Annotated in this window: 23 protein-coding genes; 12 read left to right on the top strand and 11 right to left on the bottom strand. The window is 74.0% G+C overall.

Going from position 1 to position 23,718, the window contains the following annotated elements; translation table 11 throughout:
- Nucleotides 1-8: 8 nt before the first annotated feature.
- The gene (locus HZS56_RS09580; protein WP_308408036.1) at nucleotides 9-2,129 is read left to right on the top strand and encodes an MMPL family transporter; all 2,121 of its coding nucleotides are present in this window, start codon (nucleotides 9-11) and stop codon (nucleotides 2,127-2,129) included.
- 19 nt (nucleotides 2,130-2,148) lie between these two features.
- Here the strand turns inward: HZS56_RS09580 and HZS56_RS09575 are convergent, their stop codons facing one another.
- Nucleotides 2,149-2,589 (bottom strand): TIGR03618 family F420-dependent PPOX class oxidoreductase, encoded by a 441-nt coding sequence (locus tag HZS56_RS09575; protein ID WP_216720285.1) that lies wholly within the window; start codon nucleotides 2,587-2,589, stop codon nucleotides 2,149-2,151.
- 151 nt (nucleotides 2,590-2,740) lie between these two features.
- Nucleotides 2,741-2,986 (bottom strand): hypothetical protein, encoded by a 246-nt coding sequence (locus tag HZS56_RS09570; RefSeq protein ID WP_216720284.1) that lies wholly within the window; start codon nucleotides 2,984-2,986, stop codon nucleotides 2,741-2,743.
- Between the two features lie 237 nt (nucleotides 2,987-3,223).
- On the opposite strand from HZS56_RS09570, the gene HZS56_RS09565 reads away from it, so the two are divergent.
- The 7 genes from HZS56_RS09565 (at nucleotide 3,224) to HZS56_RS09535 (ending at nucleotide 9,113) form a co-directional block, all read left to right on the top strand.
- The gene (locus tag HZS56_RS09565) at nucleotides 3,224-4,225 is read left to right on the top strand and encodes a mechanosensitive ion channel family protein (RefSeq protein WP_216720283.1); all 1,002 of its coding nucleotides are present in this window, start codon (nucleotides 3,224-3,226) and stop codon (nucleotides 4,223-4,225) included.
- 183 nt (nucleotides 4,226-4,408) lie between these two features.
- A complete protein-coding gene (locus HZS56_RS09560) occupies nucleotides 4,409-5,056 on the top strand; it encodes a class I SAM-dependent methyltransferase (protein WP_216720282.1) in 648 nt (215 codons plus the stop codon).
- A 134-nt stretch (nucleotides 5,057-5,190) separates the two neighbouring features.
- On the top strand, nucleotides 5,191-5,379 hold the full coding sequence (locus tag HZS56_RS09555) for a hypothetical protein (RefSeq protein ID WP_216720281.1): 189 nt from the start codon (nucleotides 5,191-5,193) through the stop codon (nucleotides 5,377-5,379).
- 20 nt (nucleotides 5,380-5,399) lie between these two features.
- The gene (locus HZS56_RS09550; RefSeq protein ID WP_216720280.1) at nucleotides 5,400-6,107 is read left to right on the top strand and encodes a hypothetical protein; all 708 of its coding nucleotides are present in this window, start codon (nucleotides 5,400-5,402) and stop codon (nucleotides 6,105-6,107) included.
- On the top strand, nucleotides 6,104-7,096 hold the full coding sequence (locus HZS56_RS09545) for a DUF6895 family protein (RefSeq protein WP_308408035.1): 993 nt from the start codon (nucleotides 6,104-6,106) through the stop codon (nucleotides 7,094-7,096). Before HZS56_RS09550 ends, HZS56_RS09545 begins: the two co-directional genes overlap by 4 nt.
- Nucleotides 7,093-8,013: a DUF6895 family protein gene (locus HZS56_RS09540; protein ID WP_216720279.1), complete on the top strand. Its 921-nt coding sequence runs from the start codon at nucleotides 7,093-7,095 to the stop codon at nucleotides 8,011-8,013. The genes HZS56_RS09545 and HZS56_RS09540 overlap by 4 nt, the downstream gene beginning before the upstream one ends.
- A gap of 17 nt (nucleotides 8,014-8,030) precedes the next feature.
- Entirely contained in the window at nucleotides 8,031-9,113 is a 1,083-nt protein-coding gene (locus HZS56_RS09535; RefSeq protein ID WP_216720297.1) for a serine hydrolase domain-containing protein, read from the top strand.
- Nucleotides 9,114-9,255: 142 nt separating this feature from the next.
- Here the strand turns inward: HZS56_RS09535 and HZS56_RS09530 are convergent, their stop codons facing one another.
- The gene (locus tag HZS56_RS09530) at nucleotides 9,256-10,635 is read right to left on the bottom strand and encodes an alpha-lytic protease prodomain-containing protein (RefSeq protein ID WP_216720278.1); all 1,380 of its coding nucleotides are present in this window, start codon (nucleotides 10,633-10,635) and stop codon (nucleotides 9,256-9,258) included.
- Between the two features lie 207 nt (nucleotides 10,636-10,842).
- Nucleotides 10,843-12,507: an alkaline phosphatase D family protein gene (locus tag HZS56_RS09525; protein WP_216720277.1), complete on the bottom strand. Its 1,665-nt coding sequence runs from the start codon at nucleotides 12,505-12,507 to the stop codon at nucleotides 10,843-10,845.
- A 244-nt stretch (nucleotides 12,508-12,751) separates the two neighbouring features.
- Here HZS56_RS09525 and HZS56_RS09520 point away from each other — a divergent pair, with 244 nt between their 5' ends.
- Entirely contained in the window at nucleotides 12,752-13,057 is a 306-nt protein-coding gene (locus HZS56_RS09520) for a hypothetical protein (RefSeq protein ID WP_216720276.1), read from the top strand.
- Here HZS56_RS09520 and HZS56_RS39210 read toward each other — a convergent pair.
- On the bottom strand, nucleotides 13,041-13,226 hold the full coding sequence (locus HZS56_RS39210) for a hypothetical protein (RefSeq protein ID WP_308408034.1): 186 nt from the start codon (nucleotides 13,224-13,226) through the stop codon (nucleotides 13,041-13,043). The genes HZS56_RS09520 and HZS56_RS39210 overlap by 17 nt on opposite strands.
- A 324-nt stretch (nucleotides 13,227-13,550) precedes the next feature.
- Between HZS56_RS39210 and HZS56_RS09510 the strand changes: the two genes are divergently transcribed.
- The 3 genes from HZS56_RS09510 (at nucleotide 13,551) to HZS56_RS09500 (ending at nucleotide 15,746) form a co-directional block, all read left to right on the top strand.
- Complete coding sequence (locus HZS56_RS09510) at nucleotides 13,551-14,321, top strand: helix-turn-helix transcriptional regulator (RefSeq protein WP_216720275.1); 771 nt, start codon at nucleotides 13,551-13,553, stop codon at nucleotides 14,319-14,321.
- 8 nt (nucleotides 14,322-14,329) lie between these two features.
- Nucleotides 14,330-15,307 carry a pyridoxal-phosphate dependent enzyme gene (locus tag HZS56_RS09505; RefSeq protein ID WP_216720274.1) on the top strand — a complete coding sequence of 326 codons (978 nt, stop codon included), beginning with the start codon at nucleotides 14,330-14,332 and terminating at the stop codon, nucleotides 15,305-15,307.
- Between the two features lie 79 nt (nucleotides 15,308-15,386).
- A complete protein-coding gene (locus tag HZS56_RS09500) occupies nucleotides 15,387-15,746 on the top strand; it encodes a cupin domain-containing protein (RefSeq protein WP_216720273.1) in 360 nt (119 codons plus the stop codon).
- A 61-nt stretch (nucleotides 15,747-15,807) separates the two neighbouring features.
- Here HZS56_RS09500 and HZS56_RS09495 read toward each other — a convergent pair whose 3' ends face one another.
- The 6 genes from HZS56_RS09495 to rhaI all read right to left on the bottom strand — a co-directional run bounded on the left by HZS56_RS09495 (nucleotide 15,808) and on the right by rhaI (nucleotide 23,659).
- Nucleotides 15,808-16,476 (bottom strand): LutC/YkgG family protein, encoded by a 669-nt coding sequence (locus HZS56_RS09495; RefSeq protein WP_216720272.1) that lies wholly within the window; start codon nucleotides 16,474-16,476, stop codon nucleotides 15,808-15,810.
- The gene (locus HZS56_RS09490) at nucleotides 16,473-17,981 is read right to left on the bottom strand and encodes a lactate utilization protein B (RefSeq protein ID WP_216720271.1); all 1,509 of its coding nucleotides are present in this window, start codon (nucleotides 17,979-17,981) and stop codon (nucleotides 16,473-16,475) included. Before HZS56_RS09490 ends, HZS56_RS09495 begins: the two co-directional genes overlap by 4 nt.
- The gene (locus HZS56_RS09485) at nucleotides 17,978-18,736 is read right to left on the bottom strand and encodes a (Fe-S)-binding protein (RefSeq protein WP_216720270.1); all 759 of its coding nucleotides are present in this window, start codon (nucleotides 18,734-18,736) and stop codon (nucleotides 17,978-17,980) included. The genes HZS56_RS09490 and HZS56_RS09485 overlap by 4 nt, the downstream gene beginning before the upstream one ends.
- A gap of 89 nt (nucleotides 18,737-18,825) precedes the next feature.
- Complete coding sequence (locus tag HZS56_RS09480; protein ID WP_216720269.1) at nucleotides 18,826-20,298, bottom strand: rhamnulokinase; 1,473 nt, start codon at nucleotides 20,296-20,298, stop codon at nucleotides 18,826-18,828.
- Nucleotides 20,295-22,334, bottom strand: coding sequence for a bifunctional aldolase/short-chain dehydrogenase (locus HZS56_RS09475; protein ID WP_216720268.1), 2,040 nt, complete (start codon nucleotides 22,332-22,334; stop codon nucleotides 20,295-20,297). The genes HZS56_RS09480 and HZS56_RS09475 overlap by 4 nt, the downstream gene beginning before the upstream one ends.
- 164 nt (nucleotides 22,335-22,498) lie before the next feature.
- Nucleotides 22,499-23,659, bottom strand: a complete 1,161-nt coding sequence (rhaI, locus tag HZS56_RS09470; protein WP_216720267.1) for an L-rhamnose isomerase — start codon at nucleotides 23,657-23,659, stop codon at nucleotides 22,499-22,501.
- Nucleotides 23,660-23,718 lie beyond the last annotated feature (59 nt).

The following is a 23,718-nucleotide window of genomic DNA, read 5'->3' as shown; positions in this document are numbered from 1 at the left end:
CTGATCGCGTGGCGACAGCGAACCAGGGCGAACAGCACGGGCACGAGCGCGGTAACCGGGCCCGCTGGCTGGTCCCCGTGCTCCTGCTCCTGGTGTGGCTCGGCATCGGCGGTGCGCTCGGCCCCTACGCCGGCAAGCTCGGCGACGTCGCCACCAACGACCGGGCCGCCTTCCTGCCCCGGAGCGCCGAGTCCACCCGCGTCACCGACGCCCAGCAGGCCTTCCAGCAGGACGAGACCCTGCCGGTGATCGTCGTGTGGACCTCCGACGGAGGCGGCTCCGTCACCGGTCACCGGGCCGAGGCCACCCGTTCCCTCGCCTCCCTGGCGGGCACGCCCGGCCTCGTGGGGCAGGCGTCGCCCGCACTGCCCTCCGGCGACGGCGAGGCCCTGCAGGCCGTCGTCCAGGTCGAACCCGGCCTCGGCGACGCCCTGCCCGCCACCCTGGAGCGGATCGGGGCCGCGGCCGACGAGGTCCCCGGCACCCGGGCGCAGCTGGCAGGACCCGCGGCGTCCCAGGCGGACCTCTCCGACGCCTTCTCGGGCATCGACGGACTGCTGCTGGGCGTCGCGCTGATCACCGTGCTGGTGATCCTGCTACTCGTCTACCGCAGCGTGCTGCTGCCCGTGGTCATCATCCTCGGCGCCGTCTTCGCCCTCGGTCTGGCCTGCGGGATCGTCTACGCGCTCGCCGAACGCGACGTCGTCCGCGTCGACGGCCAGGTCCAGGGCATCCTCTCCATCCTGGTCATCGGCGCCGCGACCGACTACGCGCTGCTGCTCACCGCCCGCTTCCGCGAGGAACTCGCCCGGCACCCCGACCGCTTCGGCGCCGTCCGCGCCGCACTGCACGCCTCCTGGGGTGCCGTCGTCGCCAGTGCGGCCACCGTCGCCCTCGGGCTGCTGGCGCTGCTGCTGAGCGACCTGACCAACAACCGGGCGCTCGGACCCGTCGGCGCCATCGGCATCGTCTGCGCCGTCCTGAGCACGCTCACCTTCCTGCCCGCAGTCCTGCTCCTGCTCGGCCGCGCCGCCTACTGGCCGGCCAGGCCGGTCCGCGCCGGCGATCCGGAGGCCGGGCATCCGCTGTGGCACCGCATCGCCGCACTCGTGGACCGGGCGCCGCGCCGCATCTGGGCCGTCTCGCTGGCCGCGCTCCTGGCCTGCGCCGCCTTCGCGTCGGGCCTCAGCTCCAAGGGCACCCCACTGGACGAGATCTTCGTGAACGACGCCCCGTCGGTCGCCGCCCAGCAGACCCTGGCCCGGCACTTCCCCGGCGGTTCCGGCAACCCGGTCGTGATCATCGCCGAGGCCGACCGGCTCGACCCGGTCCTCGCCGCCGCCCGCGGCACCCGGGGCGTCGACTCCGCCGCCGCGGTGACCGCGTCCGGCCGGCCCGGCGGCGGGGAACCCAAGGTGGTGGACGGGCGGGTACGGATCGACGCGACGCTCCGGGCGCCCGCGGACAGCGACGCCGCCAAGAGCGCGGTGGCCGACCTCAGGACGGCCGTCCACGACGTGCCCGGCGCGGACGCCCTCGTCGGGGGCTACACCGCCCAGCAGTACGACACCCAGCGCACCGCCGAACACGACCGCACGCTCATCGTGCCGGTCGTGCTGGCCATCATCCTGCTCGTCCTCGTCGCCCTGCTGCGCTCGCTGCTGATGCCCCTGCTGCTGGTGGCGACGGTGGCGCTGAACTTCCTGGCCACCCTGGGAGTCTCGGCGCTGGTCTTCACCCACGTCCTCGGCTTCAGCGGCACCGACGCCTCCGTGCCGCTGTACGGGTTCGTCTTCCTGGTCGCCCTCGGCGTGGACTACAACATCTTCCTCATGTCCCGGGTGCGGCAGGAGTCGCTGCACCACGGAGTCCGGGAGGGCATCCTGCGCGGTCTGACGGCGACCGGGGGCGTCATCACCTCGGCCGGTGTGGTCCTCGCCGCGACCTTCGCCGCCCTCGGGGTCATCCCGCTGGCCTTCCTGGTGCAGATCGCCTTCATCGTGGCGTTCGGCGTCCTGCTGGACACCCTGGTCGTACGGTCGCTGCTGGTCCCGGCCCTCGCACGGGACATCGGCGCCGTCGCCTGGTGGCCCGGGCGGCCGGACCGGCGGAGCCGGGCGGGGGAGTGATCCGCCCCCGGCGGCGACATCACGCGGGCGGGCGCCGGGTGCCGGGCCGTACGGTGCCGAGGAAACGCCGTACCTCGATCTCGATCACGACCCGCTCCGGGTTCGCCCGTGGCCGCCGGTAGCGGGCCGCGTACCGGGCCTCCGCGTCGCGGACCGCTTCGGCGTCCTCCCGTACCGTCGCGACGCCCTCCAGGGTGGACCAGTACCTGCCCTCCACCTGGCTCACGGCGACGACGGGGCGCCCGGCCCGCTTCACGTTGCGCACCTTCGCGGTGCCGCGGCTCGTGATGATCCGTGCCGTGCGGGTCGCGTGGTCGTACGTCACCCCGACCGGGACCAGGTGCGGGCTGCCGTCGGCCCGCGGTGTCGACAGGAAGCAGATGCGCCGCTCCCGCCAGAAGCCCACGAAACCGTCGTCCGCGTCCTGGTTCTCCGTGGTGTGCCGTGGCGCGTCGTCCATCCCGACCTCCTGATTTCGCCGCGTCCGAGCCGCATGGCGTTCTGGGGCTGCTCGGGCCTGCGCGGGTCTGCTCGGGACAGCATCGCCCGCGGGTGCGGGGGCCCGCGCGGCGGGGTGCCTGGACACACACGCCGGCGGCGTGGGAACGGCCTCAGGCCGCGTCCCTGCGGCCGGACGCGGAGGAGCGGGAGGCGGAGGGCTCGGGCGCGGTGGAGTCGGGCGCGGTGGAGTCGGGCGACGCGGCGGCGTGCGCCCTGCCGCCCGGCAGGAGGCGCAGATGTCCGCGCCGGGTGTGCCGGGGCGGCCCCGGATCACCGAACAGCCGGTCCTCCAGACACGTCATGCCGAGCAGCAGCAGACCCAGCCCGGGCAGTATCACGACGGCAACGGTAACCACGCCGCAGGTCCTCCTCAGCCGTGGACGACTCCCTGCGGGTACCCCGGCGTACGCCGGTGATGGCCGCCGATGCCCGGTGATGTGCCGGTACCGCGTGAAGAGGGCGCACCTGTCCGGCACGGGGCACGTGCGAAACGGTGTCGGCGGCACCGCGCCCGGCGTCATGTTCGGGCGGTGCCTGGGTAGGCGGCTCCGTCGTCAGACACGTCGTCCCCGAGGAACGGAGCAGCCGAGCCGATGTCGCACACCTCCCCACCCGCCGGCCCGGTCACCACGACACGGCTGGCGGCCTCCTGGTCGGACTGGGCCGGTGACCACACCGCGGCGCTGATCGGGATACCCCTGCGCATCGCGGTGATCGTCCTGATCCTGCTGGTGGTGCGCGCGGTGGCCAAACGGGCCATCACCCGGGTCGTCCAGCGGATCCTGGAACCGTCGGCGGGCGAGGCCGAACGGAGCCGGCCCCGCCGGCAGACGCGTGGCGCCGCCGTCCTGCACCGCGACCGTTCCCGGACACGGCAGCGCCGCGAGCAGCGGGCCCGCACCATCGGCTCGGTGCTCAGCAGCGCCGTGACCATCGTGCTGTTCATGGTCGGCGTGGCCATGGTGCTCGACCAGATCGGCATCGCCCTCGGCCCCCTGCTGGCCAGCGCCGGAGTGGTCGGTCTGGCCATCGGCTTCGGCGCGCAGAGCCTGGTCGCCGACTACCTGTCCGGGCTGCTCATCATGGTCGAGGACCAGTACGGCGTCGGCGACTCGGTCGACCTCGGGGAAGCCGTCGGCGAGGTCGAGCACGTCGGCCTGCGCCTCACCCACGTGCGCGACCTCAACGGCGGCCTGTGGCACATCCGCAACGGCGAGATCCTGCGGGTGCGCAACGACAGCCAGGAGTGGGCACGCGCCGTGCTGGACGTCGCCGTCGCCCACGACGCCGACCTCGACACCGTCTACCGCGTCCTCGAGGACACCGGCCGCGCCCTGCGCGAGGAGCCCGACTTCGCGGACGTACTGCTGGAGGACCCCGCGGTGTGGGGCGTGCAGGCCCTGGACGCCGACGGCGTGCTGGTCCGCCTCGCCGTCAAGACCGTGCCGCTCCAGCAGTGGGGCGTCACCCGCGAACTGCGCCGCCGGGTCAAGGAGGCACTGGACGAGGAGGGCATCGAGATCCCGTTCCCGCGGCGGACGGTGTGGGTGCGCACGGACGGCCGGGAGAACGAGCCGGACGCGCTGCCGGGCTGACGGAAACGCCGAGCCGAAGTACCCGGCCGCGCCCCGGCCGGGTACTTCGGCCGCTTCGACGCCGATATTGCCGGACCGGCAAAGATCTTTGCCGTCGCCCGCCCGGTCGGTACAGCCTGCTTGCGGGGCCGCCGAGCCGTGCGCCCCGCCGAGCGGCACCGTCCGACCACCTCAGGAGGCGTCATGACCGACCTGCCCGCCACGGCAACCGCCGCGGAGTTCTGGGAAGCCCGTTACCGCGACACCGGCCGGGTCTGGAGCGGCCGTCCCAACCCCCTCCTGGTGCGCGAGGCGAGCGACCTCGCGCCCGGGACCGCGCTCGACCTCGGCTGCGGCGAGGGCGCGGACGCCGTGTGGCTGGCCTCGCGCGGCTGGCGGGTCACCGGCGTGGACATCTCCGCCACCGCGCTGGACCGGGCCGCCGCGCACGCCGCCGAGGCCGGTGTGGGCGACCGCGTCGCCTGGGAGCGCCACGAGTTGGGGCACTCCTTCCCCGAGGGATCGTTCGACCTGGTGAGCGCCCAGTACCTGCAGTCCCCGGTCGCCCTCGACCAGCAGACGGTCCTGCGGGCCGCCGCGCGGGCCGTGGGGGAAGGCGGCACGCTGCTGCTCGTTCTGCACGCGGGCTGGCCGTCGTGGCAGACCGAGCCGCCCTTCGACGCGGTCTTCCCCACCCTGGACGGCGTCCTCGCCGAACTCGGCCTGCCGGCGGACGAGTGGACCGTCGGGGCCAAGGAGACGGTCCGCCGGCCGAGCTCCTCGCCCCAGGGCGTCGAGGGCTTCCGCGAGGACCACGTGTGGCGGCTGCGGCGCGACGACGCCTCCGTCTGACGGTCCGCGAAGCGATCTGTCCGAAAAGTTGAAGAAGTTATCTTCTGGGAATTTTGAGAAGAAAGGCATGTTTTGGGACTTCTCGGACACCCTTGGATGTGAAGGCCACTTGGCTACCAGAGGGAGATGGTGACATGCCTTCCAAGGACAAGGTGCTCGAGGAAGTCATCCACACCGAGAACATCGACATCGACGCGGTACTCGACCCCGCCGAGCCCGACGGAGTCTTCCGCGACAGCCGCGAGTGCGCCGCGCTCGCCCTGCAGGCCGGAGGTACCCAGCTCCTGCTCTCGCCGCCGACCCCGCGCCCGAAGAAGGGTTGACGGACCGACGGGAGAGTGACATGGAGCAGTCGAGCACGTCGGCCCTCCTGCAGGGCACGGTGCTGGACCTCGCTTCCGACGTGGTCTCCGCTCTTCGGAGCGGAGACCACGTGCGAGCGGGGAGCACCCTGACGGGAGGCGGCGCCGGCGAAGGCGTCGCCCGTGCGGCGGTACGCGTCCTGGGCGCCGACGCGCTGTTGCCCAGCGTCCTGCTGCGCGTTCCTCCCGACCCCGGCCAACTCGCCGTGTTCAAGGACGCCGTGGCGGCCCATCCGCCGCGCGACGACGCGGCCCCGGCCGTGGTGTGGAGCCACTGGGCGATGGCCCGCACCCTGCGCCGGGTCGAACACCCCCTGACCGGACCGGACGCCGCCGAGCCGGCTGCCGAACCCGGCGCCGCCTGGCTGGACGAGGCCGGCTGGCAGACCCTGACCCACCAGCTCGCCGTGCTCGCACCGCTCGCGCTGCCGGGCGAGGAGTGCGCGGTGACCCGCGCGGCACGGCGCCGGCCGGTCGACGTCGCCCGCGGCTTCGTACGGGCGGTGCGCCGCCGCGACTGGCAGCAGGCGGCCGGCGCTGGACGCTGGCTCACCCTGCTGGACGGGGTGCCCGACACCCTCGGCCTGGCGGCCGGTCTCGACTTCGTCCGCCTCATGGGCGGCTCCGACCCGCGGGTGGCCCTGCAGCTGGAGGCGGCGCGGCTGATGCCGGCCGCGGTCCTCCTGTGAGCGTCGCCGGCGTCGGGGAGGCCGCCCTCGACTGGGTGTGGGCGCACCGCGACGGCTTCGCGCTCGGCGACGACGCGCTCGCGGCCGACGGCCAGGTCAACCGCACCTGGAAGCCGCTCGGCGAACTGACCCGGGTCTGCGCCTCGGTGTCCCTGTGCACCCCGCCGACCGACGCGCTGCACGCCCGGGCGTCCGACCTGCTGGACTTCGCCTGGCAGCAGACCCACCGGGGTGAACTCTTCGGGCTGATGCAGTCCCTGGAGCCGTTCGCCACCTATCCGCTGGAGGTGTACGCCGCCTTCGCGTCGGCCGGGTTCCGCCACCCCGGCTACGAGGCGTCCGCCGCCGTGGTGGCCCGCACCCGGGGCTGGCGGCTGACGGAGCAGTACCCCACCCGGCGGCTCGGCGTACTGGAGGCCGAGCGGCACAGCGGCATCCAGCCGCACGCCCCCGTCCCGCAGGCGCTGGAGGGCACCTGGCTGGGCGGTCTGCCCGAGCCGTGGACCTTCGAACGCTCGGCCGGCTACGCCCTGACCCACGTCGTCTTCCACCTCACCGACTGGGGACGCGCGCCCCGGGGCGTACCGTCCGGCCTCGCGGACTACCTGCTGCACTGGCTGCCGCCGTGGCTGGACACCTGCCTGGACGCCCGGATGTGGGACCTGAGCTGCGAACTGCTGGCGGTGGCGGCGAGCCTGCCCCGACCGCCCGAGCCGTCGGTGCTCGACGACGCCTGGCGGCGCCTCGCGACAGCGCAGGACTCCTCCGGTGCCGTTCCCGAGGAGGGATCCGCCCAGGACGCGGCCGGACCGGACGCGGGGCCCGACCCCTACGCCTTCACCGACTGCTACCACTCCACGCTGATGGCCGTGTTCGCCGCGTCCCTCACGACCGCCCGGCCGCGGCACGCCGACCGGGCCGAGCACGCCGAGCACACCGAGCACGCCGACGACGCCGCACAGCACGCCGGACAAGGAGCGCCGGGATGACGGACACCCGCCTGATCCACCGTGTCGGAGCCGGCGCACTGGAGTGGCTGTGGGCCCACCGCGACGGCTTCGGCCTGGAGCCGGACGTGGACCCCGAGACCGGCTTCCTGGAACGCTTCAAGCCCATCGGCGAACTCGCCTCCATCTGCGCGGTGCTCTTCCGCGAGGGCGTCGCCGGCTCCCGGCAGGCCCAGCTCGCCCGCCAACTGCTCGACCACACCTGGCGCGAGACCCTGGACGGCGGCAGCATGCTGGCGCGCGGCCAGCGCATCGAACCCTTCTCGCCCGTCCCCTTCGAGGTGTATCTGCCGTTCAAGGAGCTGGGCTACAGCCAGCCCGAGGTGGAACGCGCCACGCTCCTCAACCACCGGCTGGACAGCTGGGCGCGGTTCCCGGTGACACCGACCCGGCGCCTTGGCCTGTCCGCCTTCCAGCGCCGCTTCGGCCTGACCGCCCGGCCGCCCGAGGCCGACCTGGTGGGCACCACCTGGCTGGCCGGCACCCCCGAGCCGTGGACGGTCGAGGGCCACACGGCGTACGACATCACGCACAACGTCTTCCACCTCACCGACTGGGGCCGGAACCCGGGCGGACTGCCGCCGGACACCGCGGACTACCTCGCCACCTGGCTGCCGGTCTGGATCGACGACTGGCTGGATCTCGAACGCTGGGACCTGCTCGGCGAACTCCTCGTCGTGGACGCCTGTCTGCCGCGGCCCACCCTGGACGAGGCCGCCTGGCGGGGTTTCGCCGCCGCGCAGCAGCCGGACGGCGCGATGCCCGCCGTCCGCACCATGCCCGAGGCCGATCCCGACACCCTGTTCGACCTGGTCCACCACCCGACCCTGGTCGCCGCCTTCGCATCCCTGCTGGCCACGTCCCGCGCCCTCACCGCGCTGGCGCACACCGCGTCATGACCGCCCGTCCCACGCCCATGGCGGCCCGTCCCACGCCCTGGCCCGGCGCCCCGGCCGACGGCGAGAGCGCCCCGGCGAGGCCCGTACCGGCGGCCGACGAGGGGGCACTGCGCGCGCGGCTGGCCGAGGCGGTGGAGGCCTGTGACGCCCCCGACGTCGTCCTCGCCGTCACCCGCGACGGCCGCCGCACCCTGCACAGCGGCGGCACCGCCAAGCCGCCCGACGTCCCCCGCGAGGATCTGCGTTACGAGATCGGCTCGGCGTCCAAGACGTTCGCCGCGCTGCTGCTGGCGCGGCTGATCCGGCGCGGTGTGCTCACCGGCGCCGAACCGGCCGCCGCCTGCCTGGACCCCGGCCGCCCCCCGGACCGGCACCCGGTGACGCTCGCCCACCTCATCACGCACACGTCGGGACTGCCCGCACTCCCGGCCGACTTCCTGCGCCTGGGCCTGCCCGCGTGGCGCACCAACCCCTACGCCCGCTACCCGGCCGAGCGGCTGACCGAGACCTTCCTGAACCACCGGCCCCGCCACCGCCCCGGAACCCGCTGGCACTACTCCAACTACGGAGTCTCCGTGCTCGGGAACGCGGTCGCCGCGGCCACCCGCACCTCCTGGGAGGACCTGGTCGACGGGCAGGTGCTGCGCGCGCTCGGTCTCAGCGGCACGGCACTGCGCGCGGAGGGCCCCGGGACCGACGCCGCCGGACACCGCAAGGACGGCCGCACACCGGTACCGGCCTTCGACGCGGGCGGCTTCCGGGCGGCCGGGGCCGTCCGGTCCACGCCGAACGACCTGCTCACCTTCCTCGAGGCCCACCTGGACCCGGCCCGCTCACCGGCCGCCGGAGCGCTGCGGGCGGTACGGGTGCCGGTGCTCCGGCGCGGTGCGGGCCACCGGCACGTGCACACGGTGGGCTGGTTCCGGCACCCGACGGAGGGCGGGCCGATGTACTTCCACAGCGGCGCCACCCTGGGCCAGCAGGCCTTCCTCGGCTTCAGGCCAGACACCGGCACGGCCCTGGCCGCGGTGTGCACCCGGCGCTTCCGCGCCCGGGACCCGTTCATCGCCACCGCCTACGCGCTCCTCGCCGGGGAGTAGCGCGGCCGGCACGGGGCTGCCGGGCGGCGGCCCCGAGCCGGGAGACCGGGCCCGAGGGCGGACGACGAGGTGTCGCACCCGTTGCCCCGGGCCCGTTGCCCCGGCCGCGTTGTCTCAGCCCCCTTGCCTCAGTCTCGTGGTCTCAGACCCGCTGCCACAGGGCAGGCGTGCTCGCCGGGGAACCGGCGCCCTGCGCCTGGTGGCCCTGCAGGCACCGGTACCGCGCGCCGTCGTAGGAGACCGTGGCGCCCACCTCGTAGACCCGGCCCGCGGTCCACGCGTCCGCCGCCGCGTTGTCCTGCGGCGCGGGGGTCTGCGCCGCGGCGGAGGTGGTCTTCAGGGTGAGGCCGAAGTCGCTGAGCAGCGGATTGACCGGCTGGTAGAAGGTGGTCCCGCCGTTCGTGCAGTCGCCGGAGCCGCCGGACGTGGTGCCCTGTGCCTCGGTTCCGGAGACGAAGGGGCCGCCGGAGTCGCCGCCCTCGGCGCACGCCGTCGTACGGGTCACGCCGTCGACCGTGCCGTCCGGGTAGGTGACACTCGTGTCGTGCTGCTCGACCGTTCCGCAGCGCCACCCCGTCGTCGATCCGGAACGGCAGACCGAGGCGCCCACGAGCGCCTCCACCGACCCGGTGACCTGGATCTTCTCGCCGCCCTCGGCCTTCACGTCCGGGGTGGCCGTCCAGTCGGAGTTGACGCCCACCCAGGCCATGTCCTTGCCGGGGAAGGTCGAGGCCTGGAAGGTCCCCTGAGGGGCCTCGTTGTACCCGGTGGTGGTGGCGCCCGGGTTGCCGCAGTGCCCGGCCGTGGCGAAGCCCTGCTGGTCGTCCTTGGTGACCGAGAAGCCGATGGAGCAGCGCGCCTCGTCGTTGATGTAGAAGGCGTCGCCGCCCACCAGGTCCTCCAGCACCCGCGGCTGGTCGGGGGAGATCCGCACGCTCACGTCCTGGCCGGAGAGACCGGCCGCCTCGACGAAGCGGGCCGCGGCGGACTCGCCGGTGGCCTGGACCGTCACGCGGTTGTTCGGCACGTCGACGTACCAGACGGGGCTCTGCCGGGTGGCGGTGCGCACCGCCGCGGCGTCCAGCTTCTCCTTGACCGCGCGCAGCTCGGCCAGGCCCCTGTCCACGACGGCCGCCTTGGCGCCCTGCGCCTCGATGGCGGCGGTGTCCGCGGCGTCGGTGGTGGCGACGGTCAGCTCGGCCGAGGTCGCCCCGCTCACCCAGGCACCGGCGAAGCGGTCGCCGAGGGTGTTGTGCAGCATGCCCGCGCGGGTGCCCGCCTCGGCCTCGTTCGCCAGCCGTACGGCCGCCTGACCGGGCGCCAGGTTCAGGTCGCGCTCCATCGCCCGGAGCATCCGCGCCGGCGCCGCCGCACCGGAGCCGGGCGTCTGGGCGGTGACGGGGCGGGGCGCGGGTGCGGGCGGCGGCGCGGCCGACGCGGCTGCGGGGAGTGCGGTCAGGACCAGGGCGCCGAGCGCGGCGAGGGCTGCGCTGCGGCTGCGCGCGGCGTGTCTGCCGACCATGCGATGTGCCTCCTTGGAGAGCTGTGCGGGACAGCGGTGTTCGGTGGGCGACCGCGGATCGCGGTGCGCCTGCGAGGAAGTGACAGGCCTTGCCGCAACGGTCCCGGGCGATGCCCCGCCCCGGCCTGTTTCGCGCGATGGGGGACGCGGTGGGTGCCATGTGCAGTACGCGGGCGTGTCCCTGCGGGCGGGAAGGGCCGGCCGGGGTCAGGCGGGCTTCAGCCCCGGTGCGCCCGCCTCGGTGACGAAGGACGCGACCGTGCTGATGGCGGCGCCGGGCGTGCTGATGGCGTCAACGGTGCGGAAGTCGAGGTGGGCCGCCGTGCGGCCGAGCTCGGCCCGGACGTAACCGCGCTTGCCGTTGTAGAACTTCATGTGCGGGTTGGCCTCCAGGTACAGGTCCCAGTTGGCGGGCTTCTCCACGCCGTCCCGGCCGCTGGCCACCGACGTGCAGGTGACCTCGGTGCCGACGGTCGCGGACGCCGGGTCGTCGAAGTCCTCCTTGACGTCGAGCGCGTAGCCCACGTGCACGTCGCCGGTGAGGATCAGCCAGTTGTCGACCCCGGCGGCCTTCGCCCCGGCGACGACGCGGTCGCGCGAGGCGCGGTAGCCGTCCCAGGCGTCCATCGACAGCGGGGCGTCGGCGGCGGTGCCGAACTTGCGCTGGGAGAAGCAGACCTGCTGGGGCATCACGTTCCACAGCGCGGTCGAGCCCTTCCAGCCGTCGAGCAGCCACTGCTCCTGCGCGGCTCCGGTCATGGTGCGCGCCGGGTCGTCGGACTCGGGCCCGGGGGCGTGCGGCCGGTCGTCGTAGGCCTGGTCGGAGCGGTACTGGCGGGTGTCGAGGATGTCGAACTGGGCGAGCGAGCCCCAGTGCAGCCGGCGGTACAGCCGCGCGTCCGGTCCCTGCGGCAACTGCGCCGCGCGCAGCGGCTGGTTCTCCCAGTACGCCCGGTAGGCGGCGGCCCGGCGCAGCAGGAACTCCTCGGGCGGGATGCCGTTCTCGGCGTTGGCGCCCGCGTAGTTGTTCTCGGTCTCGTGGTCGTCCCAGGTGACGACGAAGGGATGGGCGGCGTGCGCGGCCCGCAGGTCCGCGTCGCTCTTGTACAGGGCGTACCGCATCCGGTAGTCCGCGAGCGTCATCGTCTCCCGGTTGAACACGTCGGGCAGCGTGATGTCGGTGTAGCGGCGCTCCCCGCCCTCCGCGTTCACCGCGTACTCGTACAGGTAGTCGCCGAGGTGCAAGACCACGTCGACGTCGTCCTGGGCGACGTGCTTCAGCACCGTGTAGTAGCCGTCCTGGTAGGCCTGGCAGGCGACCGCGGCGAGCCTCAGGGCCGACGCCGCACTGCCGGCGGGCGGCGCGGTGCGGGTACGGCCCGTGGGGCTGAGCCAGGCACCGGCGCGGAAGCGGTAGTAGTAGACCGTGCCGGGGGTGAGGCCCTGGACGTCGACGTGCACGCTGTGGGCGTACTCGGCGTGGGCGTCGGCGGTGCCCCGGAACAGCACTCCGGCGAAGTGCTCGTCGAGGGCGACCTCCCACTCGACCGCGACCCGTTCCGTGCCCATCCCGCCGTCCTCGAGGAACGGTTCGGGCGCCAGGCGGGTCCACAGCAGCACCGACTCCGGCAGCGGGTCGCCCGAGGCGACACCGAGCGTGAAGGGGTCCTTGCTGATCCGGGCGGCGTCGCGCAGAGGTGCGGCGACCGCGCCGCGGGCCGGCAGGTTGGTGGTGAAGGCGAGTGCCGCGGCGGCCGCGGTCACGGTGAGGAAGCGCCGGCGGCCGAGGTGGCGGGCGGCGGCGCCGAGCACCGCGTCGTGCGGGGAGAAGGCGTGCTCGGCCAGTGCGCTGGGACGGCCCGTGGGCGCCATCTGCTGTCCTCTCGTACGGGGCGGGACGGTCCGTGCCGGGCCCCGTCGCGCGCGGACGCCGGCCCGCGAGGCGCGGACCCCGCATGCTAAGCAGACAAAACGCCCAAAACGGGCAGGACTTGCGGAGTGATCACACAGGAGGCGGTACGCGCGTGTGACGGCGCCCAGCCGGGGCACCCGGAACGGACGGACGCCGGACGCAGGGAGCCGGGCGCAGGGGGAGCGGAAGGCGGGCGAGGAGCCGATGGCCAGGACGCGGCGCTACGACGTGGCGGCTTCCGGCCGCTGGTGGGACGAGGACGACGGCCGCTGGCTTCCGGCGGGCGAGGTGCACGCGTGGGAGCAGGGCCGGAACGAGACCGTGTGCGGGCTCTCCCTCCACCGCTCGCGGCTGTCCCGGTTCGCTGCCGTCCCCTGGAGCGACGTGCTGCCCGAGTCGGGCGGTGCGGCCGACGCCGTCCGCCGGGTCTGCCCCCGCTGCGCCGCCGTGGCCGGCCGCCGGGGTGCGGACGCGCGACCTGCCTGGCGGCGCGTCAACCCGCGCCCGTAGCCCGCGCGTACGGTCCGCAACCGGCCGCGGCATCCCGCCGTTCCGCCCCACTCGCCGCCGGCCGCGATGCCCTGGACGCCCCCCGCAGCAGCACCAGCAGGATCGGTGCGGCGACGCCGATGCTCGCGTGGGTGGGCAGCAGGCCGGCGAGGGTGGTGGCGGTGCCCATCAGCAGCAGCGTGGGTCACCAGTACGTTCTTGCGTCCCACCCGGACCCCGGGTGACCGAAGACCGGGCCGCCGAGCGGCGCCGGGCGGCTGAGCGGGCGGACGTCCGCCGGAGCTCGTGATCCCCCGGCGACCCCGGGCGGCGCCGGTCGCGGGCGCCTCCGCCCGGGCGGCTGCCGGACCCGCTGCCGGCCGCCGCCCCGCGACTGCGGCGAGTGCCGTGGGCCGTCAGTCGGCCGCCGGTCGGGGCGGCGCAGACTGGACAGTGCGTCCAGGGGCTGGACGTGTAGTCTGAAGTCTCCTGGACGGACGACCGGGGAGCCCGGATGAGCGACGAAGCGGCGCCGGACGCCGAACGCGACGCGGTCCTCACCGCGCTGCGCCCCGTCGTCGACGGCATCGCCGCCACCTTCGGACCGGTCTGCGAGGTGGTCCTGCACGACTACCGGCGCCCGGAGCGGTCGGTCGTGGCCGTCGCGGGCTCGGTGACCGGGCGGACGGCGGGCGGGAGCGGCAGCGGGGCGGCGGACGAGTCCGTCATGCGTGTCCCGGCCCGCACCGGCACGGAGCACGGCGACACGAGCCGTGACGACACGAGCGGTGACGACACGAGCCACAGCGACACGGGCCGTGACGACACGGCGCACGACGCGCTGAACCACGTCACACGCACGGACGACGGCACCCTCGTCAAGTCCTCCACCATGGTGCTGCGCGACTCCACCGGCACCGTCTTCGGTGCCCTGTGCGTCCACCTGGACGTCACCGCCGTCGACCGGGCCCACGCCCTGCTCGGCGCCCTCGCCGGCACCGCGGGCCTGCCCGCCGACCCGCCGGCCGCCACCTTCGCCGACGACATCGACGCGGTCGTCGACGCCATCGTGGACACCCACCCGCTGCGCCGGGACGCCGGCTGGGCAGCGCTGGACCGGGACCAGCGCCTGGAACTCTTCCGCGACCTGGACGGACGCGGCGTGTTCGCCGTACGCCGCTCGGTCGAGCACGTCGCCAACCGGCTGGGCATCTCCCGCGCCTCGGCCTACCACTACCTCTCCCGGGCCCGCGCCGCGACCGGCCCGGCCGCCGACACCCCCTGAGGATCCCCGTGACGACCGCCACCCCGCCCCTCACCCTCGACGACGTCCGCGCCGCGGCCGCCCGCATCGAGGGCGTCGCGCACCGTACCCCCGTACTGCGCTCGCGCACCCTGGACGCCCTCGTCGGCGCCGAGGTCCACCTCAAGTGCGAGAACCAGCAGCGCGTCGGCGCCTTCAAGTTCCGCGGCGCCTACCACGCCGCCTCCCGGCTCACCCCCGCCCAACTCGCCCGGGGCATCGCCGCCTACTCCTCCGGCAACCACGCCCAGGCGGTCGCCCTCGCCGCCCGCGAGCTGGGCAGCACCGCCGTGATCGTCATGCCCGAGGACGCCCCGCCCGCCAAACGCGCGGCCACCGCCGGCTACGGCGCCGAGATCGTCACGTACGACCGCTACCGCGAGGACCGTGCGGCCATCGCCGAGGCCCTGGCCGCCGATCGGGGCCTGGCCCTGATCCCGCCCTACGACCACCCGCACGTCGTCGCCGGACAGGGCACCGCCGCCCTCGAACTCGTCGAGGAGACGGGACCGCTGGACGCGCTGGTCGCCCCGGTCGGCGGCGGCGGACTGATCGCCGGGTGTGCCACCGCCGTCAAGGGCCTGCACCCCGCGACCCGGGTCGTCGGCGTCGAACCGGAGGCCGGTGACGACACCAGACGCTCCCTGGAGGCGGGCCGGCGCGTCACCGTCCCGGTCCCGCGCACCATCGCGGACGGCCAGGCGGTGGCCACGCCCGGCGAGCTGACCTTCGCCCTCAACCGTCGGCTCCTGGACGGGATCGTGCTGGTCGGTGACGACGAGATCAGGGACGCGATGCGGTTCGCCTTCGAACGGCTGAAGACCGTCCTCGAACCGAGCGGCGCCACCGGTCTCGCCGCCCTCCTGAACGGCCGGATCGACCCCCTGCCCCGCCGGATCGGCGTCGTCCTGTCCGGCGGCAACGTCGACACCGCCCGCTTCGCCGACCTCTGCGGCACACACCGCTGACCGCGCCCGTCCCCCGGTTGGCGCCCCCGGCTTGACAGGCGGAGGATGGAAGGGTGGGGCCAGGGAAAGGAGGAGCGTCATGCTGGAGGCAAAGACGCTCGACAAGCCGGACGAGCGGCGCGATTTCCCCCGCGGGCACATCGAGGCCGTGCACCTGGAAGGACTCGACTTCGCCGTCGCGACCTTCGAGCCCGGCTGGCGCTGGTCGGAGTCCGTGGCACCGATCGCCGGCACCGACAGCTGCATGATCCACCACAACTGCTACGTGGTGGAGGGACGCATGCACGTCCGCATGGACGACGGAACCGAGAGCGAGATGGGCCCCGGGGACGTCTTCGTCTGCTCGCCCGGCCACGACGCCTGGGTCGTCGGCGACGGACCGTGCGTCGTGTACGACTTCGCGGGCAGCATGGCGAAGGAGTACGCCAAGGCCGACTGAACCCCGCGCCCGGCAACCGGCGGCACCGGCAACCGGCAGCCGTAGGACCGCCGGGCGCCCGTTACGGAGCCGTCCGGGCGTCCGGCGCCCCGTCGACCAGCACCACCTCAAGGGTGCGCGGCCCGTGCACACCCTCGACCCGGTCCAGTTCGATGTCACTGGTCGCAGAAGGGCCGGAGATCCACGTCAGGGGACGCGTGGGATCGAGACGTCCGAGGGCCTGCGGTACGCCGCCGACGACCTGGTCCGGAACCCGTACGACGCAGATGTGGTGGTCGGGGATCAGGGTGATGCGGCGGCGGCCCTGGTCGGGCGAACCGTCCAAAACAATGGTGCCCGTCTCGGCGACCGCTACCGCGCAGCCGGTGACCACGCTGTCGACCCGGTCCAGTTCCGGCGCGGTGCTCGCCGCGTCGTCCTGGACGAGACGCGCCCCGGTCCCGGTCAGCCAGCCCGCCGGCAGTCCGGGCGGGACCACCACGCTGCCCGAACCGTGCGCCGTCAGCAGACGTGCGATCAGGCCGGGCAGCTCGCCCTCCGCGCACCGGTGCACGAGCGCCCGGTAGTCCGCCAGGTTCTCGGCGAGCAGCTCCACCGTCGCCGCGACGCCCCGCCGGCCGTGCTCGCGCGTGTAGTCCCGCGCGACGGCCCGCTCGTACGGCGCCTCGTCGGCCGGAACGTCCGCCAGCGCACGCCGTACCCGTCCCAGGATGCGTTCCCTGCTGCTCACTTCGCCTCGTCCCTTCCGCCGTGCGTACGCTGCCACCAGTCGCGGAACGGTTCCGCGGGCACCGCAGGCAGGTCCCGGCTGCCGGTCCAGGCCCGGCCGGGTCCCGGCAGGGTCCGCGGATGCAGACGGCGGGTGCGCGAGGCCAGCCGCTGGCCGGCGCGCAGCGCGCCCGGGCGCGTGAACGCCCACTGCGCCGCCCGCATCGCCGCCCGCTCGGCGGCGTGCCCCTTGGCCGGCTTCAGCACGACCCGGTTCCCGTGCCGGACCGTGGGCCCGCCCTGCACCACCCGCTCCCGCAGGTGCACCAGCACCTCGGGGATGTCGATGGCGACCGGGCAGACCTCGTAGCAGGCGCCGCACAGCGACGACGCGTACGGCAGCGAGGCGTCGATCTCGCTGCCCGTGCCCCGCAGCTGAGGGCTGAGGATCGCCCCGATCGGGCCCGGGTACACCGAGCCGTAGGCGTGACCGCCGGCCCGCTCGTACACCGGGCAGACGTTCAGGCACGCGGAGCAGCGGATGCAGCGCAGCGCCTGGCGGCCGACCTCGTCGGCGAGCGTGTCGGTGCGGCCGTTGTCCAGCAGCACCAGGTGGAAGGTGCGCGGGCCGTCCCCCTCGCCGGCCCGGCCGTTCCTGGTGCCCGTCCACATGGACGTGTACGGGTTCATGCGCTCCGCCGTGGAGGAGCGGGGGAGGGTCTGCAGGAAGACCTCCAGGTCCTGCCACTTCGGCACGATCTTCTCGATGCCGACGACCGAGATCAGCGTCTCGGGCAGGGTCAGGCACATCCGCCCGTTGCCCTCCGACTCCACGACCACGAGCGTGCCGGTCTCCGCCACCACGAAGTTCGCGCCGGAGATGCCCACCCTGGCCCGCAGGAACTTCTCCCGCAGGTGCAGCCGGGTCGCCTCCGCCAGCTCGGCCGGCGTGTCCGTCAGGCCCTCGGGCGCCGGGCGGCCCCACTCGCCCATCTCGGAGCGGAAGATGTCCCGGATCTCACCCCGGTTGCGGTGGATGGCCGGCACCAGGATGTGCGACGGCCGGTCCCTGCCCAACTGCACGATCAGCTCGGCGAGGTCGGTCTCGTAGGCGTGGATGCCCTGGGCCTCCAGCGCCTCGTTCAGCGCGATCTCCTGCGTCGCCATCGACTTGACCTTGACGACCTCGTGCTCGTCCGTGTCACCGCCGCCCGCCTCCCGGACCAGCCGGGAGACGATCTCGTTGGCCTCGTCCGCGTCGGCGGCCCAGTGCACGGTCCCGCCGGCCGCCGTGACCGACTCCTCCACCTGCACCAGATACCGGTCGAGGTGGCGCAGCGTGTGGTCCTTGATCTGCTTCCCGGCCTCGCGCAGCGCCGCCCAGTCGTCCAGCTCCGCGACCGCGCGGGCGCGCTTGTCGCGGATGGTGTGCGTGGCGTGGCGCAGATTGCCGCGCAGCGTCGAGTTGCCCACGGCCTCCCGCGCCGCCTGCGGAAAGGCCGGCATTCCCAGATACGTCCCGCTCATACCGCCGCCGTCTCCTCCTCCGTGCTCGCCAGGATCTCCGCGATGTGCACCGGCCGCATGCCCGTGCGCAGCCGCCCCATGGTGCCGCCGATGTGCATCAGACAGGAGTTGTCGGCCGCGCACAGCACGTCCGCGCCCGTCGACTCGGCGTTGCGCACCTTGTCCGCGCCCATCGCCGCCGACACGTCGGAGTTCTTCACGGCGAAGGTGCCGCCGAACCCGCAGCACTCCTCGGCGCCCGGCAACTCCACCAGTTCCAGCCCCTTCACCGCCTCCAGCAGCCGCCGCGGCCGCTCTCCCAGGCCGAGGCTGCGCAGGCCGTGGCAGGTCGGGTGGTACGTCACCGTGTGCGGGTAGTACGCCCCCACGTCGGTCACCCCGAGCACGTCGACGAGGAACTCCGTCAGCTCGTACGTCTTCGGCACCACCGGCGCCAGCGTGGCCGCGAGGGTGTCGCCGCGTCCCTCGGCCCGCGCCCGCTCACCCATCCGCGGATACAGCTCCCGCACCATCGCGCCGCACGAGCCCGACGGCGTCACGACCGCGTCGTACGGGGCGAACACGTCGGCGAAGTGCCGGGCCAGCGGCTCCGCCTCGTGCCGGTACCCGGTGTTGTAGTGGGCCTGACCGCAACAGGTCTGGGCCGTCGGGAAGTCGACGTCGACGCCGAGTCTGCCGAGCAGCCGCACCACGGCACGGCCGGTTTCCGGATAGAGCGTGTCGTTGACGCAGGTCAGGAACAGAGCGACACGCATCGCGGCTCCTTGTGTTCGATCATTGTTCGATCATCGGACGAATGATGGGTGCAGGGTAGTCGGCGGGGCCGACCGGGGGGAGGCCCGGCTCACCGGTCGGCGAGTCGGGCCTCGGCGGCCTGCCAGGCCTCCGTGCCGCCGCGTGGTTCGTACCGGGTCAGTGACTGCGTACGCGCCAGCAGCCCGCGCATCCCGGCCAGGTCGCCGACCAGCCCGTGGGCCCGGGCCTGCACGAGCACGTTGCCGAGCGCGGCGGCCTCCGCGGGGCCCGCGACCACCGGCAGCCCGCAGGCGTCGGCGGTCAGCCGGCACAGCAGTGCGTTGCGGGCGCCGCCGCCGACGACGTGCACGACGTCGACGGGGTGCCCCGCGAGCCGCTGGGCGTCCCGGACGGCCCTGCGGTGGGCCAGCGCCAGCGAGTCGAGGATGCAGCGGGTGACCTCGGGGGGCGTCGCGGGCACCGGCTGGCCCGAGGCGCGGCACGCCTCGGCGATCCGCTCCGGCATCCGGCCCGGCGCCAGGAACGCCGGGTCGCCCGCGTCCACCACCGACCGCAGCGCCGGCACGTCGGCCGCCTGTGCCAGCAGCGGGCCCAGGTCCGGGTCGCCCCAGGCCCGTACGCACTCCTGGAGCAGCCACAGCCCCATGATGTTGCGCAGGTAGCGGACCGTGCCGTCCAGGCCCAGCTCGTTGGTGAAGTTGGCCGCGCGGCTCTCCTCGGTCAGCACCGGCGCGGTCAGCTCCAGACCGGCCAGCGACCAGGTGCCGGTGCAGATGTACGCGAACCGCTCGTCCGAGGCCGGTACGGCGGCCACCGCGGAGGCCGTGTCGTGCGAACCGACCGCCGTCACCGCTACCGGCCCGGTCAGTCCCGTCTCCCGGAGCACCTCGGGCCGCAGCAGCCCCGCCGGGTCGCCGGGCCGCCGCAGCGGCGGGAACAGGCCGAGGTCGATCCCCAGCCGGTCCGCGACCTCGTGCGACCAGTCGCGGGTGCGGGGGTCGATCAGCTGGGTGGTGGACGCGTTGGTCAGCTCCGTGCCCTGCTCGCCGGTCAGCCAGTGGGTCAGCAGGTCGGGCACCAGCAACAGCCGCCGGGCCGCGGCGAGCTGGGCGGTGCCCCGGGCGGCGACGAGCTGGTACAGGGTGTTGAAGGGCGCGTACTGCAACCCGGTCGCCGCATACAGCTCCGCGGCGGGCAGCGCGTCCCACACCCGCTCCGCGACGCCCTCGGTGCGGGCGTCGCGGTAGTGCACGGGGTTGCCCAGCAGGGCACCGTCCGCGTCGAGCAGGCCGTAGTCCACGGCCCAGCTGTCGACGCCGACCGAGTCCACCCGGCCCGCCGCCCGCAGCCCGTCCAGCACACCCGCGTACAGCGACAGGATGTCCCAGCGCAGCCCCTCGGGCGTACGGACCGGCCGGTTGCGGAAGCGGTGCGCCTCGGTCAGCTCCAGGCTGCCGGGGCCGACACGGCCGACCATGACGCGCCCGCTGGACGCGCCGAGGTCGACCGCGGCGTACGCCCCGGTGCCGCCGCCCGTGGCACCGCCCCTCGCTCCGCTCATCGCAGGAACGCCGCGGCGACGCCGGCGTCGACCGGGACGTGCAGGCCGGTGGTGTGGGTCAGGTCGCCGCCGGTCAGCGCGAACACCGCGTTCGCCACGTGCTCGGGCAGCACCTCGCGCTTGAGCAGCGTGCGCTGGGCGTAGAACTCGCCCAGCTTCTCCTCCGGCACCCCGTACACGGCGGCGCGCTCGGCGCCCCAGCCGCCCGCGAAGATCCCGGAACCGCGCACCACGCCGTCGGGGTTGACGCCGTTCACCCGGATGCCGTGCTCGCCCAGCTCGGCGGCGAGGAGGCGCACCTGGTGGGCCTGGTCCGCCTTGGTGGCGGAGTAGGCGATGTTGTTCGGCCCCGCGAACACGGCGTTCTTCGACGCGATGTACACGATGTCGCCGCCCAGCTCCTGCGCGGTCATCACCCGGGCCGCCTCGCGCGAGACGAGGAAGGACCCGCGGGCCATGATGTCGTGCTGGAGGTCCCAGTCCCGGGCGCTCGTCTCCAGCAGCGGCTTGGAGATCGAGATACCGGCGTTGTTGACCACCAGGTCGACCCCGCCGAAGGCGAGCACGGCGGCCTGGAAGGCGTCGGCGATCTGCTCCTCGGAGGTGACGTCGACGGTCACGGCGACCGCCTTGTCCGGCCCGCCCAGCTCCTCGGCGACCCCCGCGGCGTTCTCGGCGTCCAGGTCGGCCACGACCACGCAGGCGCCCTCGTCGACCAGCCGCCGCGCGATCGCCTTCCCGATCCCGCTGCCCGCGCCGGTGACGAGCGCGACGCGCGTCGCCAGCGGCTTGGGCTTCGGCATCCGCCGGAGCTTGGCCTCCTCCAGCGCCCAGTACTCGATGCGGAACTTCTCGGACTCCTCGATCGGCGCGTACGACGACACCGCCTCGGCACCGCGCATCACGTTGATCGCGTTGACGTAGAACTCGCCGGCCACCCGGGCGGTCTGCTTGTCCTTGCCGAAGCTGAACATGCCCACGCCCGGCACCAGCACGATCGCCGGGTCCGCGCCGCGCATGGCGGGGGAGTCGGGCCCGGCGTGCCGCTCGTAGTAGGCGGCGTACTCCTCGCGGTAGGCCGCGTGCAGCTCCCGCAGCCGCGCCACCGCCTCCTCCAGCGGAGCGGTCGGCGCCACGTCCAGGACCAGCGGACGCACCTTCGTGCGCAGGAAGTGGTCCGGGCAGGAGGTGCCGAGCGCCGCGAGCCGCGGGTGCCCCTCCCGCGCGAGGAAGTCCAGCACCACGTCCGTGTCGGTGAAGTGCCCGACCTGCGGCCGGTCCTGCGAGGCCAGACCGCGTACGTACGGCGCCAGCGCGGCCGCCCGCTCCCGCCGCCCGGCCTCCGGCAGCGCCGCGTAGCCGTCGAGCACCGCGCCGAACGGCTCGGCCTTCCCGCGCTCGGCGAGGAAGGCCTCGGCCGTGCGGATGATGTGCAGCGAGTTGCGCTCGCACTCCTCGGAGGTGTCGCCCCAGGCGGTGATGCCGTGCCCGCCGAGGATGCAGCCGATCGCCTGCGGGTTGGCCTCCTTGACGGCCGCGATGTCCAGCCCGAGCTGGAAACCGGGCCGCCGCCACGGCACCCACACCACGGTGTCGCCGAAGCACTCGGCGGTCAGCTTCTCGCCGTCCGCCGCGCAGGCCAGCGCGATCCCGGAGTCCGGGTGCAGGTGGTCGACGTGCGCGGCCCCGACGAGCCCGTGCATCGCCGTGTCGATCGACGGCGCCGCGCCGCCCTTGCCGTGCAGGCAGTAGTCGAAGGCGGCGACCATCTCGTCCTCGCGCTCGACGCCCGGGTAGACGTCCTTGAGCGCCCGCATCCGGTCGAGGCGCAGCACGGCGAGCCCCGGCTCGGTGAGCGTCCCGAGGTCCCCGCCGGACCCCTTGACCCACATCAGCTCCACGTCACCCCCGGTGACGGGATCGGTCTCGGTGCCCTTGGCGGACGTGTTGCCACCGGCGTAGTTGGTGTTGCGGGGGTCGGCGCCGAGCCGACGGGAACGGGCGAGGAGGGCGGAGGCTTCGGGATGGGGTGCCATGACGGTGCCTTTTCAATCGAGGGATTACAACCGAGGGATTTCAGTCGTGGGACGGGGACGCGCCCCGCAGGGGAGCGGGGCGGTACCGACGTGCGGCTGCGCCGCGCGGGCGCGACCGGCCACGGCCGGCCGCGGCCCGCGAACAGAACAGACCCGGCGGACGCCTACGCGCCCCACCCGGCCTGCTGCCCGCCGACGCGCTCGGCGACGACCTTCTCGGCCCACCCGCAGGAGCGGTACGCCTTGAGGGGCTCGGGGTCCAGTCCCGACTCCTGGCGCACCTCGCGCAGCAGCGGCCGCACATCCGTGTTGTACGCGTCCATCAGCACCGCGTTCGCCTCGAGGACGTCCCCGGCGGCCTGCGCCCCGGCCAGCGCCTCGCGGTCGACCAGCAGGGCCTTCGCCGTGGCCTCCTGCACGTTCATCACCGACCGGATGATGGCCGGGATCTTCGCCTCGATGTTGTGGCACTGGTCGAGCATGAACGCCACGTCGGAGGTGAACCCGCCCCCGCGCACCACCTCGTACATGATGCGGAACAGCTGGAACGGGTCGGCCGCGCCGACCATCAGGTCGTCGTCGGCGTAGAAGCGCGAGTTGAAGTCGAACCCGCCGAGCTTCCCCTCCCGCAGCAGCGTCGCCACGATGAACTCGATGTTCGTGCCCGGCGCGTGGTGGCCCGTGTCGACCACGACCTGGGCCTTCTCGCCCAGCTTCAGGCAGTGGGCGTACGCCGTCCCCCAGTCCGGCACGTCGGTGGCGTAGAACGCCGGCTCGAAGAACTTGTACTCCAGGAGCATCCGCTGCCCCTGGCCGAGCCGCTCGTACACCTCGGCGAGACCCTCGGCCAGCCGGTCCTGGCGGGCGCGGATGTCGTCCTGGCCGGGGTAGTTGGTGCCGTCGGCGAACCACAGTTTCAGGTCGCGCGACCCGGTTGCGTCCATGATGTCGACGCACTCCAGCAGGTGGTCGACGGCCTTCCTGCGCACCGTCGCGTCCGGGTGGCAGACGCTGCCCAGCCTGTAGTCGTCGTCCTGGAAGGTGTTCGAGTTGATCGCGCCGATCCGGACACCCCGGTCCTCGGCGTGCTTCGCCAGCGCGCCGTAGTTCCCGACCCTGTCCCACGGGATGTGCAGGGCCACGGTCGGGGCCGCGCCGGTGAACTCGTGGACCTTGGCCGCGTCGTCCAGCTTCTCGAAGGGGTCGCGCGGCACACCGGCTTGGGCGAACACCTTGAACCGGGTGCCGGAGTTGCCGTACGCCCACGACGGCGTCTCGACGGCCTGGGTCTTGAGCGCGGCCTTCACCGCGGCGAGCTCGGTCACTTCGGCGCTCCTGTGGTCGGGTCGTCGCCCCTGGTGAGCACGACCATGTATGAAACGAT

This window comes from Streptomyces mayonensis, from assembly GCF_018982965.1.
GTDB classification, from domain to species: Bacteria; Actinomycetota; Actinomycetes; order Streptomycetales; family Streptomycetaceae; genus Streptomyces; species Streptomyces mayonensis.
The sequence above is the reverse complement of the archived record's forward strand: the minus strand, read 5'-3'. Positions and strand labels throughout refer to the sequence as shown.

Coding starts and splice junctions, on each gene's coding strand:
- HZS56_RS09575 (WP_216720285.1), bottom strand. CDS start 2,589: ATGGACGACGCGCCACGGCACACCACGGAGAACCAGGACGCGGACGAC.
- HZS56_RS09565 (WP_216720283.1), top strand. CDS start 3,224: ATGTCGCACACCTCCCCACCCGCCGGCCCGGTCACCACGACACGGCTG.
- HZS56_RS09560 (WP_216720282.1), top strand. CDS start 4,409: ATGACCGACCTGCCCGCCACGGCAACCGCCGCGGAGTTCTGGGAAGCC.
- HZS56_RS09555 (WP_216720281.1), top strand. CDS start 5,191: ATGCCTTCCAAGGACAAGGTGCTCGAGGAAGTCATCCACACCGAGAAC.
- HZS56_RS09550 (WP_216720280.1), top strand. CDS start 5,400: ATGGAGCAGTCGAGCACGTCGGCCCTCCTGCAGGGCACGGTGCTGGAC.
- HZS56_RS09540 (WP_216720279.1), top strand. CDS start 7,093: ATGACGGACACCCGCCTGATCCACCGTGTCGGAGCCGGCGCACTGGAG.
- HZS56_RS09535 (WP_216720297.1), top strand. CDS start 8,031: ATGGCGGCCCGTCCCACGCCCTGGCCCGGCGCCCCGGCCGACGGCGAG.
- HZS56_RS09530 (WP_216720278.1), bottom strand. CDS start 10,635: ATGGTCGGCAGACACGCCGCGCGCAGCCGCAGCGCAGCCCTCGCCGCG.
- HZS56_RS09525 (WP_216720277.1), bottom strand. CDS start 12,507: ATGGCGCCCACGGGCCGTCCCAGCGCACTGGCCGAGCACGCCTTCTCC.
- HZS56_RS09520 (WP_216720276.1), top strand. CDS start 12,752: ATGGCCAGGACGCGGCGCTACGACGTGGCGGCTTCCGGCCGCTGGTGG.
- HZS56_RS39210 (WP_308408034.1), bottom strand. CDS start 13,226: ATGGGCACCGCCACCACCCTCGCCGGCCTGCTGCCCACCCACGCGAGC.
- HZS56_RS09510 (WP_216720275.1), top strand. CDS start 13,551: ATGAGCGACGAAGCGGCGCCGGACGCCGAACGCGACGCGGTCCTCACC.
- HZS56_RS09500 (WP_216720273.1), top strand. CDS start 15,387: ATGCTGGAGGCAAAGACGCTCGACAAGCCGGACGAGCGGCGCGATTTC.
- HZS56_RS09490 (WP_216720271.1), bottom strand. CDS start 17,981: ATGAGCGGGACGTATCTGGGAATGCCGGCCTTTCCGCAGGCGGCGCGG.
- HZS56_RS09485 (WP_216720270.1), bottom strand. CDS start 18,736: ATGCGTGTCGCTCTGTTCCTGACCTGCGTCAACGACACGCTCTATCCG.
- HZS56_RS09480 (WP_216720269.1), bottom strand. CDS start 20,298: ATGAGCGGAGCGAGGGGCGGTGCCACGGGCGGCGGCACCGGGGCGTAC.
- HZS56_RS09475 (WP_216720268.1), bottom strand. CDS start 22,334: ATGGCACCCCATCCCGAAGCCTCCGCCCTCCTCGCCCGTTCCCGTCGG.